Genomic DNA, 13810 nt, shown 5'->3' on the forward strand with positions numbered 1-13810 from the left:
GATCGCATGTCTGAGAAATGGAACATGATCATCGACGTGGCGCGCTGCGAGAATTGTCACAATTGCACCCTCGCGACCAAGGACGAGACCGTCGAGAACGATTTCCCCGGCTATTCCGCCCCGCAACCACGGCACGGGCATGAATGGATCAAGCTGACGCGCAAGGTACGAGGGCGTAACCACCTTGTTGACACGGCCTATCTGCCGAGCATGTGCAACCATTGCGACGATGCGCCCTGTGTCCATACCGGCGCGGGCTGTGTGAGCAAACGCGATGACGGCTTGGTCATCATCGACCCGCAAAAGGCCAAGGGCCGCCGCGACCTCGTGGACGCCTGCCCCTATGGCAATATCTGGTGGAACGAGGAATTGGACCTGCCGCAGCACTGGACCTTCGATGCGCATCTTCTGGACCAAGGATGGAAAGAACCCCGCGCCTCGCAGGCCTGTCCCACCGGCGCCATGGAGGCGGTCAAGCTCACGGATGACGCCATGGCGGCGCGCGCATCACGGGACGGGCTGGAAACCCTACCCAATGACGCGGGCGCGAAACCGCGGGTCTGGTACCGAAATCTCTTTCGCTTCACCCATGCCTTTCTGGGTGGCACCGTGCTGCATGAGACCGATGGGGTGAAAGACGTGGTGATCGACGCTTCCGTGACGCTTCGGCGGGACGGGCAGAAGATCGCCGCGACCCGGACCGACATGTTCGGGGATTTCAAATTCGATGGTCTGCTCCCCGACGGCGCGATCTATGAGATTGTCGTGTCGGCACCGGAGGGGTCTGAAACGCTGAGCGTGGCGCTCGCGGACACGGTTGTTCTCGATCCGATTGTGCTCAAGGGATGAGCCGGCATTTGACGGCTGTGGCGCCGGACGGGCTCAGGCGTAGGGTGCCGGAAAGACCTGCCCCTGCATGAGCTTTCGTGCGGTGCGCAGGGTTCCTGCGCCGGTCACCTGCCCTGCCGGGTTGCGTTCCAGCAGCACCTCCGCAGCACCGCTGGGATGTTCGATGGCAAAACTCTTGCCCGCTGGCATCTCGGCGCATTTGGCTGCGGGCGATCCTTCGAGTGTCGCGGCCGTGGCCACGGAGACGGCGGCGAACACGCCGATTGAGGCGTGGCAGCGATGCGGGATGAAGCTGCGGGTATTGATTACGCCGCCCTGTATGGGCGCGCTGACCAATGTCATTTTAGGCACGGATTTTTCGGCGACATCGCCGAGGTTCATCTTTTTCCCGGCGATCAGGCGGATCGCTTCGAGCCGCGCTTTGAGCCCCGCGTCATTGTCGAGCGCCTCGCGGCTCTCCTGTCCGGTGAGATCAAAATCCACCGCCGCCATGATCACAACCGGCATGCCGTTGTCGATCAGCGTGCAGGCCACGCCTTCGATCACATCGACCGCATTGCCACTGGGCAGCAGCGCGCCACACATGGAGCCAGCCAAGTTCTGGAACAAAAGCGGGATCGACGCGTGATGCCCCGGCACCCCGTCGATCCGGGCCGCGCCCTCATAGGTGACGCGCCCCTCGGGCGTTTGAACCGTCGCGACGGCCACCTCGCCGGTGTTTTCCATGAAGATCCGCACCCGGGTCTCACCGGCATGGGCGGGCAGGATGCCCATCTCGATCGCCGCCGGTCCGACACCCGCGAGGATATTGCCGCAGGCCTGCGCCCCGGAGACCAGCGGCTGATCGACGAAGACCTGCAAGAACAGGTAATCGACATCCGCATCCGTGCGCGCCGAGGGCGAGAGGATCGCGACTTTCGAACAGAGCGGATCGGCACCGCCGATGCCGTCGATCTGACGTGGGTCGGGGCTACCCATGATGCGCAGCAAAAGCGCATCCCTGTCCTCGAGCGAAGACGGCAGGTCGGAGGCCCTGAAATAGGCGCCTTTCGAAGTGCCGCCGCGCATCCAGAGACAGGCAATACCCTCAGACATATTTCAGCCCTTTGGCTTCGAGACGCGGACGCATGTCGTAGATATCGAGCCCCAGCTCGCCATTGGCCAGGCGCTGACGCTTCGCCTCCTCCAGATCGAGCCGCTTTTGCGCCGCGGCCAGAACTTCTTTGGCCTCTTCTCGGCGTACGACACAGACCCCGTCATCATCGGCACAGATGATATCGCCCGGGTTGATCGCCTGACCGGCGCAGACGATCGGCAGGTTCACATCGCCAAGCGTCTCTTTCACCGTGCCCTGACAGGACACGGCCTTGGACCAGACCGGGAATCCCATCGCTTCGAGATCGACCGTGTCGCGCACGCCCGCGTCGATGATCAAGCCGCGACAGCCGCGCGCCTGGGCAGAGGTCGCGAGAAGATCGCCGAAATAGCCGTTGTCACAGGGCGAGGTCGGCGCCAGCACGAGGATGTCGCCCTCCTTGAGCTGTTCGATCGCGACATGGATCATCCAATTGTCGCCGGGCACCGCCGAAATGGTCACGGCAGAGCCAGCAATCTTGGCGCCGCGATAGATCGGGCGCAGGTAGGATTGCAGGCAGCCGATCCGACCCTGAGCTTCGTGGACTGTTGCGACACCGGCCTCGGCGAGCGCGTCGATCACCTTCTGATCCGCACGTTCTATATTCTGGACGACAACGGGCATTTGGATCTCCTTAGTTCTTGACCGGCGGGGTGCCGTGCGTGTGGAAGCTTTCGATGGTTTTGAGCCCCCAGGCCTGGCCCTTCATCCGGTCCGTCTGGGTCCAGCACACCGGTTTCCAATCTGGGGCAAGGATCAGCCGCGCACCGCCATTGGCCAGCTCAACTCGGTTCCCGGCGGGTTCCCAGACATAGAGAAAGAACGTTCCCTGCACCGCGTGCTTATGCGGGCCCGTCTCGATATGAACCCCGTTCTGAAGGAAGATATCCGCCGCGCGCAGGACGTCTTCGCGCTGGTCGGTGGCATAGGTGACATGGTGCAAACGGGCGTGCCCGCCGCCATGTTCTTCGGTACAAGCCAGATCGTAGGTCTTGTTGTTGACGGTGAACCAGCACCCGCCCAGACGCCCGTTGTCGAGCTGGATATATTCCGTCACGCGGCTCCCGAGACAGGTCTCCATAAAGCGTTTGAACTCGGTGACATCCGAGGACAGGAGGTTGAGGTGGTCGATCCGACGTGGGGCGGCGCCGGTAAAGGCCGAGGCGGTGTTTTTCAGCGCCGCGACATCGTCGTTTTCGGCCTCGAACCATTTGGTGTCGTAATAGATCTCGAACACATGGCCGAACGGATCCTCGAATCGAAAAGCGCGCCCGTGGGACAGATCACCGTCGTTCCAGCCGATCACCTTGAAATCGCTCTCTTCGATCGCTTTCACCCGACGCTCCAGCGCCTCCGGCGAAGCGGCACGATAGCCGATATGGGCGACGCCCGTGGTGTCGGATTTGGTCAGTTTCAGCGTGCAGAATTCGTAATCATCCCAAGCGCGCAGGTAGGCCGAGGTCGCGTCCTGCGCAGAAAGTTTCAGCCCGTAGACACGGGTGAAGAAATCGAGGCTTTCCTCGAATTTGTCGGTGAGCATTTCGACATGGCCCAAATGGGCGATGTCGAAAGACGGGTTGGTGGGGTTGGACATGGTGTCTCCTCCGAAATGGTGTCCCGTGCGTGTGTTGTTTTATTGGCCTCTGCCCGAGAGACGCGCCGAGAAAAGGTTGTCACCGGGGCAGAATGCAGGATGGTTCAGAGTTCGTCGACGGTGCGCGGAAAGATCGACTGGAACCCTTCGGCATATTTGCAATCGCGCCCGCCGGACATCCCGCCGGAATTGCGTTTGAAATGGTTGGCACGTTGCTGTGCGACACGAGTGTAATAGTCCCAAAGATGAACCTGACCGTTCATCTCTTCCATCGCAGCGCGCTTTTTCTCCCACACGGGCGTGATGTCGAGAAAGGTGTCGGGTTTCCATCCCATCTGTTCCGTCTGATGCGGTTCAAACAGGTAAAGCTGCGGCGCACCCAGCACCTTTTGGCCGGGGTTGTGGCCCCAGGCCTGCGCGATCATCCGGCATTCCAGCGCCACCTGTGTCATATACATGTGGTCGGTGTTGTAAGGATCATACTGGCTGTGGCTCATCATGAAAGCGGGCTGCACCTCGCGGATCAGCTCCACAAGCTTGTATTTATCTTCTTTCTCAAGATGCAGCGGGTAGTCGCCCAGATCGAAACATTCGAGACGCGCCACGCCGAGCTTATCTGCTGCCGCTTCGGCCTCGCCACGACGAATGGCTTTCACCTCATCGAGGCTCTTGCCCTCTTTCCAAAGCCGCGCGCTTTCCCCGCGCTCGCCGAAAGACAGGCAGGCCACCGTGACCTCATAGCCCATGTCGGCATGAAGCGCGATCGCGCCGCCACAGCGCCAGACAAAGTCAGCGGCATGGGCGGAAATGACGAGGGCGGTTTTTGGGCTGGTCATCAGGTCCTCCAAATTCTGTCGCCCCTGATGTCCCATGGCTCCGCCGGTGAGACAATTTGATTGCGAGTGAATTTGGATAACTTATTGCTATAATGAATGGGCCGGATGCGCGCGCGGATCCGGCCACGAGAGAAACGAGAGAGGCGAAAAAATGGGAGTTTCACGAAATATACGGCATTTCAGGGTCTTTCTGGCCGTTGCGGAGTTGAATTCCCTAACGCTCGCCTCGGAAACCTGCAATGTGTCGCAACCCGCCGTCAGCCAGTCCTTGCATAAGCTGGAGCGTGCGGCCGGGGGCGATCTCTTTACCCGCGCGCGATTAGGGGTGTTTCTCACCCCTCGTGGCGAGTTGCTCGCCCGCCGTCTCAAGCGCGCCTTTGCTCATCTCGACCCGGTACTGGGCGATCTCTCGCCCCGGCTGCAAATCACCGTGACAATCGCACAGCTTCAGGCGCTGATCGCCGTGCGCGAGGCGGAGAACTTCACCCTCGCGGCGCAGAGGCTTGGGCTGGCGCAGCCAACGGTCCACCGGGCGGTGTCGCAGATTGAAACCGTGGCGGGGCGTCCGCTGTTCGAACGCGCCGCCCATGGGCTGATCCCGACCCCGGCGGCCAAGGCGCTGGCGCAGGCGGCGCGACTGGCGTTTTCCGAGCTCGATCAAGCAGATGCGGAGCTTGCGGAATTCGACGGTCAGGAGGTCGGCCGGATCGCGATCGGCGCGCTGCCGCTGTCGCGTTCGATCCTACTGCCGCGCGCACTCGCGGCGTTTCGCGAGCGCCGTCCCCGCCTTTCGATCGAGGTCAATGACGGGCCCTATGACGATCTGCTCAACGGGCTCCGGCGCGGTGATCTCGATGTGATCATCGGCGCGTTGCGGATGCCCGCCCCGATCGAGGATGTGATGCAGGAGGCACTGTTCAATGACGAGCTGGCCTTTGTCGCGCGCCCGGATCATCCACTTGTCGGCACCGCTCCGGCGCTTGAAAGCCTGACCGATCGGCAATGGGTGGTGCCGCGGCCCGGCAGCCCCTCGCGCGGGCAGTTCGACGCCTATTTCGCGGATCGCGGCATCGCTCCACCGGCCAGCCTGATCGAATGCGGCTCAATCCTGTTCATGCGCGAGATGCTCAGCGCCGGCCCGTTCATCGGATGTATCTCGGGCGCCCAGGCCGAGGCAGAGATCGCCAAGGGGCTGATCGCCCGGATCAATGTCACCGGCGCCTGGCCCGGACGTGCCATTGGTCTTACCACTCGCCGGAACTGGGAACCGACGAAATCGCAGGCCCTCTTGCTCGATCTCTTGCGCCAAGCTGCCAAGGATCGAAGGGGAGTATAGCAAAAACTTATTCGAAGAACCTCCCTTTGAATTGGGCTTTCGGGACGGATTGGCACAACTCTGTCACAGGATTGCATGGCCGCAGAGGATCGGACATGCCTGATCGCTCAATCTTTGGGAGGAACTAATATGCGTACAACCGCCGCTCTGACACTCGCCGGGGTGACCCTCTGGGGCTCTATCGCCGCCGCAGAAGATCTTAAATTCGCCAACTTCATGCCGCCGATGCATCCCTATGTCGAGGGCGCGTTCCAGCCCTTTGCCAATATGGTGAGCGAGGCCACCGGCGGCGATGTGACCGTCACGATCTATTCCGGCGGCGAATTGGGCCCGGGCCCGGTCGAGCAATATTCCCGTGTCGTCGACGGCGTGGCGGAACTGGCGGTTTCGCTGCCCGGTTATACCGCCTCGCAATTCCCGCTTACGCTGATCAGCGAACTTCCGGGGGTGATCAACGAGGCCAGCGGCACCGCTGATCTTTGGGACAATATCGACCTGTTGAAAGACGAATACCGCCGCGTGCAGCTTGTGTCGCTCTGGTCCTCGGCGGGCAATGCGCTCTACATGCGCGATGTCGCGGTCGACAGCCCGGACGATCTCGAAGGGTTGAAAATCCGCGTGCCGTCGCGCAACGCCGGACTGGTGATCGAAGCCTGGGGCGCGACGCCGGTCTCGATGCCGGTGTCCGAAATTTACAACGCCATGCAGACCGGTGTCATCGACGGCGCGTATATCGACACCACCGCCACCCGCGCCTTCCGTCTCGGCGAGGTTGCCAATTACCTCACCATGGGGATGGCGACGACCAATTCGCCCTTCTTCATCCTGATGAACCGCGACGCCTTTGACGATCTCTCGGACGACCAACAGGCCGCCGTGATCGAGGCCGGTATGAAAGCCTCTCTGCTCGCCAATGAGACCCAACTCAAGGTCGCCAAAGCCGGGATTGATGCCTTTGCCGAAGGAGAAGGCAAACAAGTGATCATGTTGACCGCAGATCAGGCCGCGGCCTTTGACGCACTGTCGCAGCCGGTCACCGAAAAAGTCGTCGAAGAGACCGGTGGTCAGGCCGCGGCGATCGTCGCTGCTCTGGCGCAGTGATCCGCCATGTCCGGGTATGAGAAATCCGCATGGGCAAGATATTTTGCCCATGCCAATTACATCCTGGCAGTGCTGGGTGGGATCTGTCTGATCGGCCTCGTGCTTATTCTGGCCTTTGGCGTGATCATGCGTTACGCATTTGGCCAGCCGATCCTCGGCCTCAATGAAATCGTTCAGCTCGTCGCGCTGGCGCTGGTCATGGCCTCCCTGCCCTATGCCACCGAACAGCGCGTCCATGTCCGCGTCGATGTGTTCGACAAGGCGTTGGGGCATTGGGGGCGAATGTTCGGCGATATCGTCTCCCGTCTGATCTCAGGCTATGTGCTGGCGATTTTGACCCAACGCGCTTGGGCGAAATCCATGGATGCGCTGGAATGGGGCGATGCCACCAATATGCTGAACCTGCCGGTCTGGCCCTTTTACGCGGTGCTGGCGGCGGGGACGGCTCTTTGCGTGATGGTGTTTGTCGCCGACATTCTCCTGATCCTCTCTGGAAAAGACGAGCAGTAACATGACTGATACAACTGTAGGCCTGATCGGCATCGCCAGCCTGTTCGTGCTGATGATCCTGCGCATGCCCGTGGCCTTTGCCATGCTGGTGGTCGGCTTCTTCGGCTATGGCATACTCGAAGGCATGCGGTCTGCCTCCGCCCTGCTCCTGACTGAGAGCTACTCGGCGGTGGCCAATTATTCCCTGATCGTGGTTCCGATGTTCATCCTTCTGGGCAATATCTCTTCGGTCGCGGGCTATTCGCGGGGGCTCTATGATGCAGCCTTTGCCTGGGTCGGACGATTCCGGGGCGGCCTGGCCTCTGCCTCGGTCATCGGCTGCGCCGCGTTCTCCGCCGTGTCCGGCTCTTCCGTCGCCACCGCCGTCACCCTCGGCAAAGTGGCCCTGCCGGAGATGAAACGCGTCGGCTATGCCGACAGCCTCGCCACCGGAGCCATTGCCGCTGGCGGCACGCTCGGCTTCCTGATCCCGCCCTCCACCGGCTTCGTACTCTATGCCATCCTGACAGAGGAAAGCATCGGTAGGCTGTTCATGGCCGGCATCCTGCCCGGACTTCTCCTGATGGTCCTGTTCATGGCTGTGGTCTGGCTGGTCGCGACGCTCGATGAGCACGCCGGTCCGCGTGGCGAAAAAGTCCCGTTCGGCCAGCGCTTCAAACTCCTGCTCGAAGCGGCGCCCTTGCTCTTCGTGATCATCGCCTCGATCGGCGGCATCTATCTCGGGGTATTCTCCCCGGTCGAAGCCTCCGGCATAGGTGCGGGTCTGGTGCTGTTGCTCGCCCTCATTCAGCGTCGGCTATCATGGATCGGCTTCAAAGAAGCGGTGCTCGGCACCCTTCAGACCTCGTCCATGCTCTATATGATCGTGATTGGCGCCAATATTCTTAACCCGTTCTTCTCGGTCACCCATATTCCGCAGGTGCTGGGTGTCGGACTCGGCAATCTCGATGTCGGGGCCTATGGCACGCTCGCGGTGATCTTGCTGGCCTATGTCGTGCTCGGCATGTTCATGGACGGGCTGTCTATGCTGGTCATCACCATCCCGATCGTCTTTCCTGTGATCATCAGCCTCGGGTTCGATCCAATCTGGTTCGGCGTCGTCGCCGTGATCGTGATCGAAATGGGGATGATCACCCCGCCCGTAGGCCTCAATGTTTTCGTGGTCCGCGGGGTGGCGGATAACGTGCCGCTGACCACGGTGTTCAAAGGGGTGACACCTTTCCTGATCGCCATGATCGTCGGATTGCTGCTGATCATTGCCTTCCCGCAGATTGCTCTGTTCATTCCAAACTCGATGTTCGGATGAGAAACCCGAGAATCCGAGAGGGGCGCAACATGACCTCTCGGATGCTTGGTCCTCTGAAGAATGCGTCGTACGCCAGCGACAGGTTCACGCAATCCACTCAGGCAGTGGTCAGTCGGATGACATTTTCCCGGGTAAAGGCGGGCGATCACGCGCTGCCAATTCTGTCGCGCCTTCCAGCCCTATCCCGGTCATGCACAACAACCGGACAATTATGTCCCGGCGACAGTCATGCGTCAGGCGCCCCTCGGACATGGCCAGCGCAGCGCCCATAATAGCCTGCGTCGTCAACCGCCAGATCAGGTCTGGATCGGGCGTCCGGAACCGTCCTGCGGCTTCAGCCTGTCTCATGTCGCGGGTCGCGAAAGGCCCCATCACTCGGTAGGCCGTGTCGGCGATCACTTCAGAACGATGGAGAAGCTGCTGCCAGCGCGGATCATCGGTGGCCTCGTCCAGCACGGTTCTGATCCCGAAGGCGTAGACCTGCTCCGGATCGTCGAAACGGTTGGTCACCTGTTCGATCCGAAGCGCTAGAATATGCATGAGGTTCTCAAGCACGGCCAGCGCCAGATCATCCTTTGACTTGAAATAGTTATAGACCGTCCCCGCACCGACATCTGCGCGTTCGGCGATTTCGAGCATCGTCGTCGCATCGACGCCTTTTTCGGTCATGATCGCGCTCGCGGCTTCGATCAGTGCCACGCGGTTTCGGCGCTGGCGCCGGGCAACACGCCCTTCAGATGGTTTTGTATCCGACTTCATAGGCTCTCTGAAAACGACTCATAACTGGGGTCAAAAGCGAATCACGTTCATGCGTGAGATTGACGTGCAACCTACCCTGCGAATCCAAATTCGAACAGGGCGGTTTAATGCAAGATTTATGCTGCGGAGCAGCAAGGCCCTGATTTTTCAATTATTTTCAAGCCTCTCCATCCTCGCAAAAATGACTCAATCTCAAAGTTGACGAACATTCATTTTTAGATCACCGTTAGAGCAACAGGTCGAAATACATCCGAAACGCATCGAGATGTGACCGAACGGGAGGGCAGACGGTTTCCGACAGGGGCCGTCTCTTACGCATAAAGGGAGGATTTCCAAAATGACCGAGTCATCGGGCACTCAAGCTGTATCTTGCGATGTCACCATCGTGGGCGCCGGTCCAGTCGGCACGCTACTTGCCATTCTGCTGGGACAGCGCGGCAAAAAGGTAACCCTGGTGGAACGTTGGACCACGCATTACGAATTGCCGCGCGCCGTGACATATGATCACGAGATCGCACGCATTCTCGCCACCCTCGGCATGAACAGCGAAGACGATCCGTCGATCTCCTATCACGACGAGCTCTACTACTGGCAGAACGCCGATCGCGAGAACATCCAGATCGTCGATTGGCAAAGCCAATCCGCATCTGGCTGGCGTGTGCGCTACTGGTTCAACCAACCGATGATGGAAAACCGTTTCCTCGATATCGCCGGCAAGATGGATAACATCACGCTGCTGCGCGGTTGGGTCGGCGAGACCATGGAACAGGATGACGAGGGTGTGACCCTCACCATCCGACGCAATCCCGAAGAGGTCGGCCCCGATGGCGAGACCCGGGTGATCCGCTCCAAATTCCTCGCAGGGACCGATGGCGCGAATTCTTTCGTCCGCGAAAGCCTCGGCATCGAAAATGAGGACAAGGGCTATTTCTTCGACTGGCTCATCCTCGATATGATCCCGGATTTCGACTATTGCGCCTCGCGCCCCGATGAGCCGGCGCAATGGCAGCTCTGCGACCCGAAACGCCCGACCACCGTAGTGCCGGGCGGCCCCGGCCCGACCCCGGACAGTTTCCCGCGCCGTCGCTGGGAATATATGGTTCTGCCCGGCGAGGATGCCGCCGAGCTGGCGCAACCCGAAAACGCTTGGAAGCTTCTTGAGCCCTGGGGTGTCACGCCGGAGAATTCCGAGCTCGAGCGCGCCGCCGTCTACCGTTTTCAGGCCCGCTGGGCCAAACAATGGAACAAAGGCCGTTGCGTGATCGGCGGCGATGCCGCTCACTTGATGCCCCCGTTCGCTGGCGAAGGCATGTGTGCCGGCGTCCGTGATGCGGTTGCGGTGGGATGGCGTCTCAACGCGATCCTCGAAGGCAAAGCCGGTCTGGGTCTTTTGGACAGCTACACCACCGAGCGCGTCGAGCATGCGAAACACTACATCAACTTCTCGCAGGACCTCGGCAAGATCATCTGTATCGCCGATGATGACGAGGCCGCGAAACGCGACGATGTGATGAAGAAAGAGCTGGCCGAGCGCAATTTCACCCCGGTGCCGACCGACATTTGTCACCTCGGCGAAGGTGTGTGGTGCGATGCCTCCGCGCATGCCGGTGAGCTGTCCGTGCAAGGCGTCGTCGAAGCCAACGGCAAGCGCGACCGTTTCGATCAGGCCGTGGGTCAGGGCTGGGTGCTCGTCGGGTATGAAACCGATCCGGTGTCTGCTCTGAGCGAAGAACAGCGCGCGCAGCTTGCCCAGATCGAAGGTTTCGGCACCCAAATTTGCGCCCCTGGCGGTAGCTGCGACGTGATCGACGTCGAAGGCACCTACAAGAATTGGCTCACCGATATCGATGCGAAATATGTGCTGATCCGTCCGGATTTCTATGTTGCACTGACCGCCAAAACACCACAAGAGTTGCAGTCCCGCTTCGACAAGGTGATGGCGGCCTACGACCTGCTTCCGACACCTGAAATGGCGGCGGAGTGAACGATGCTTCAGCCGTTCACCTGCACCCTGAACCCCGCCCGGATCATTTTTGGTCCGGGAAAATTGGCCGAAGTCGCGAATGAAATTGTCGGGCAGCACTGCCGCAAGGCACTGATCCTTTCCACGCCCTTTCAACAACAGGATGCCGAAAAACTCAGCGAGGCCCTGGGCTATGTCTCGGCGGGCGTCTTTGCCGAAGCGGCCATGCACACGCCAGTGGATTTGACAGAAAAAGCGCTTGCGGCGTTCGAGGCAAGCGGTGCCGATTGTGTTCTCTCATTGGGTGGCGGCTCCACCATCGGACTGGGCAAGGCGATTGCCTATCGTAACGACTGCCCTCAGATCGTGGTGGCGACGACCTATGCCGGATCGGAAGTGACCCCCATCCTCGGGCAAACCGAGAACGGCGTCAAAACCACCGTGCGCGATGCCTCGATCTTGCCGGAGGTCGTGATTTACGATCCCGAGTTGACGCTTGGATTGCCCGTCGGCATGTCGGTCACCTCGGGAATGAATGCAATGGCGCACGCGGTCGAGGGCATCTATGCCCAGGATCGCAACCCGATTGCCTCGATGATGGCCGTCGACGGTGTCCGGGCCTTACGCGATGCGCTACCGGCGATCGTCAAGGACCCGAAGAACCGCGTGGCACGCGGCGAGGCGCTCTACGGCGCTTGGCTCTGCGGCACGGTTCTGGGCTCCGTCGGCATGGCGCTGCACCACAAACTTTGTCACACGCTGGGCGGCTCTTTTGATCTGCCCCATGCGGACACCCACACCATCATGCTGCCCCACACCGCCGCCTATAACGCTGAGGCGGCTGGTGAGGCGATGAAGCCCCTCGCTGATCTCTTCGGTGGCGACATCGGGGGCGGGCTCTGGGATTTCGCCAAATCGCTTGGCGCTCCCATGGCTTTGAAAGACCTCGGCACAACAGAGGCAGATATGGACCGTGCCGCAGAGATCGCGGTCAAGAATCCATACTGGAACCCGCGCCCTGTGGAGAAGGACGCGATCCGGGCTTTGCTGCAACGCGCTTGGGAGGGGGCTCGCCCGCAAAGCTGAAACATAAAAATGCATCTTAGGGAGGAAATATGATGCTTACACGACGCACAGTACTCAAAACCGGGCTGGCCGCCGCCGCGACCAGCACCCTTGCCATGCCGGCGCTGGCCAAAGGCACCAAGGTCAAAATCGGCTATGTCAGCCCGCAATCCGGCCCGCTTTCGGCGTTCTCAGAAGCTGACGATTACATGATCAAACGCTTCCTTGAGACCGCGACGGCGCAAGGTCTCGACGTGGAAGTGGTGGTCAAGGACAGCCAATCGAACCCGAACCGCGCCGCCGAAGTGGCCCGCGAGCTGATCGTGCGTGATGAGGTAAATCTGATCTGCGTGGCCTCGACGCCCGAGACCACGAACCCCGTCTGCACCATCGCCGAAAGCGAAGAGATCCCAGTGATCTCGTCGGTCGCACCGTGGCAGCCGTGGTTCATCGGTCAGCAAGGCAACCCGAACGATCCGGGCAGCTGGCAGGAATTCGATTACGTTTACCATTTCTTCTGGGGACTGGAGGACAATGTCTCGACCTTCATCAACATGTGGGACCGTCTCGACACCAACAAGGTCGTCGGCGCGCTTTGGCCGAATGACGGCGATGGCAATGCCTGGTCCGCCGATGTAGGGATGCCGCCTGCGGCTGCGGCTGCCGGGTATAACCTGATTGATCCGGGCCGGTATCAGAACCTGACCGACGATTTCTCCGCACAGATCAACGCGTTTAAAAACGGCGGTGCCGAGATTTTCACCGGCATTCCGATCCCGCCAGATTTCACCACCTTCTGGACCCAGGCGCGGCAACAGGGCTTTACCCCGAAAGTCGCCTCTGTGGCGAAGGCGCTTTTGTTCCCCGAGAGCGTGCAGCAGCTTGGCGATCTGGCGCATAACCTGTCCTGCGAAGTCTATTGGACGCCCGAGTTCCCCTACGCCTCCTCGCTCACCGGCGAAAGCAACAGCGATCTCGCCGCAGGCTTCGAGGCCGCCGCAGGCCGTCAGTGGACCCAGCCGGTGGGCTTTACCCATGCGCTTTTCGAGGTGGCCGCCGATGCGATCAAACGCGCGGGCGATCCGACCGATGGCGACGATCTGGCCGAGGCGATTGCCGCGACCAATCTCGACACCGTTGTGGGCAACATCGCCTGGGGCAAGGACAACCTGCCGCCGTTTGCCCAGAAAAACGTGGCCAAAACCCCGCTCGTCGGCGGTCAGTGGCGACGTCAGGATGACGGCTCTTTCGATCTGATCATCGTCGAGAACGGCAATGCACCCGATATCCCGCTCGGCGGCGAAATCGAAGCGCTGGCCTAACAGTTCCTCCCGGGTGGGCGCACAACCTCGTGCG

Annotated in this window: 13 protein-coding genes; 8 read left to right on the plus strand and 5 right to left on the minus strand. The window is 60.7% G+C overall.

The window, feature by feature from the left end; genetic code table 11:
• Window positions 1–6 precede the first annotated feature (6 nt).
• Entirely contained in the window at window positions 7–849 is an 843-nt protein-coding gene (locus DA792_RS08285) for a 4Fe-4S dicluster domain-containing protein (protein WP_107722620.1), read from the plus strand.
• 33 nt (window positions 850–882) lie between these two features.
• Here DA792_RS08285 and DA792_RS08290 read toward each other — a convergent pair whose 3' ends face one another.
• The 4 genes from DA792_RS08290 to DA792_RS08305 form a co-directional block, all read right to left on the minus strand.
• Entirely contained in the window at window positions 883–1944 is a 1062-nt protein-coding gene (locus DA792_RS08290; protein WP_107719538.1) for a 4-oxalomesaconate tautomerase, read from the minus strand.
• A complete protein-coding gene (locus DA792_RS08295) occupies window positions 1937–2608 on the minus strand; it encodes a 4-carboxy-4-hydroxy-2-oxoadipate aldolase/oxaloacetate decarboxylase (protein ID WP_107719539.1) in 672 nt (223 codons plus the stop codon). Before DA792_RS08295 ends, DA792_RS08290 begins: the two co-directional genes overlap by 8 nt.
• A 10-nt stretch (window positions 2609–2618) precedes the next feature.
• Complete coding sequence (locus DA792_RS08300; RefSeq protein ID WP_107719540.1) at window positions 2619–3578, minus strand: VOC family protein; 960 nt, start codon at window positions 3576–3578, stop codon at window positions 2619–2621.
• 104 nt (window positions 3579–3682) lie between these two features.
• Window positions 3683–4414 (minus strand): PIG-L deacetylase family protein, encoded by a 732-nt coding sequence (locus DA792_RS08305; protein WP_107719541.1) that lies wholly within the window; start codon window positions 4412–4414, stop codon window positions 3683–3685.
• Window positions 4415–4565: 151 nt separating this feature from the next.
• Between DA792_RS08305 and DA792_RS08310 the strand changes: the two genes are divergently transcribed.
• From DA792_RS08310 to DA792_RS08325, 4 genes are all read left to right on the plus strand, one after another.
• On the plus strand, window positions 4566–5750 hold the full coding sequence (locus tag DA792_RS08310; RefSeq protein WP_107719542.1) for a LysR family transcriptional regulator: 1185 nt from the start codon (window positions 4566–4568) through the stop codon (window positions 5748–5750).
• Between the two features lie 129 nt (window positions 5751–5879).
• Window positions 5880–6851, plus strand: a complete 972-nt coding sequence (locus DA792_RS08315; protein WP_107719543.1) for a TRAP transporter substrate-binding protein — start codon at window positions 5880–5882, stop codon at window positions 6849–6851.
• A 6-nt stretch (window positions 6852–6857) separates the two neighbouring features.
• Window positions 6858–7361 carry a TRAP transporter small permease gene (locus DA792_RS08320; RefSeq protein ID WP_107719544.1) on the plus strand — a complete coding sequence of 168 codons (504 nt, stop codon included), beginning with the start codon at window positions 6858–6860 and terminating at the stop codon, window positions 7359–7361.
• Window position 7362: 1 nt separating this feature from the next.
• Window positions 7363–8667, plus strand: coding sequence for a TRAP transporter large permease (locus DA792_RS08325; RefSeq protein ID WP_107719545.1), 1305 nt, complete (start codon window positions 7363–7365; stop codon window positions 8665–8667).
• A 108-nt stretch (window positions 8668–8775) separates the two neighbouring features.
• On the opposite strand, the gene DA792_RS08330 is transcribed toward DA792_RS08325, so the two are convergent.
• A complete protein-coding gene (locus DA792_RS08330; RefSeq protein ID WP_254679644.1) occupies window positions 8776–9366 on the minus strand; it encodes a TetR/AcrR family transcriptional regulator in 591 nt (196 codons plus the stop codon).
• A gap of 397 nt (window positions 9367–9763) precedes the next feature.
• Here DA792_RS08330 and mhpA point away from each other — a divergent pair, with 397 nt between their 5' ends.
• From mhpA to DA792_RS08345, 3 genes are read left to right on the plus strand one after another with little or no spacing between them, the layout of a single operon-like run.
• Window positions 9764–11410 carry a bifunctional 3-(3-hydroxy-phenyl)propionate/3-hydroxycinnamic acid hydroxylase MhpA gene (gene mhpA, locus DA792_RS08335; protein ID WP_107719547.1) on the plus strand — a complete coding sequence of 549 codons (1647 nt, stop codon included), beginning with the start codon at window positions 9764–9766 and terminating at the stop codon, window positions 11408–11410.
• A gap of 3 nt (window positions 11411–11413) precedes the next feature.
• Window positions 11414–12475, plus strand: a complete 1062-nt coding sequence (locus DA792_RS08340) for a maleylacetate reductase (RefSeq protein WP_107719548.1) — start codon at window positions 11414–11416, stop codon at window positions 12473–12475.
• 29 nt (window positions 12476–12504) lie between these two features.
• Window positions 12505–13776: an ABC transporter substrate-binding protein gene (locus tag DA792_RS08345; RefSeq protein WP_254679645.1), complete on the plus strand. Its 1272-nt coding sequence runs from the start codon at window positions 12505–12507 to the stop codon at window positions 13774–13776.
• The last annotated feature ends 34 nt before the right edge of the window (window positions 13777–13810 follow it).

The sequence above is a fragment of the Celeribacter baekdonensis genome (assembly GCF_003047105.1).
GTDB lineage: Bacteria > Pseudomonadota > Alphaproteobacteria > Rhodobacterales > Rhodobacteraceae > Celeribacter > Celeribacter baekdonensis_B.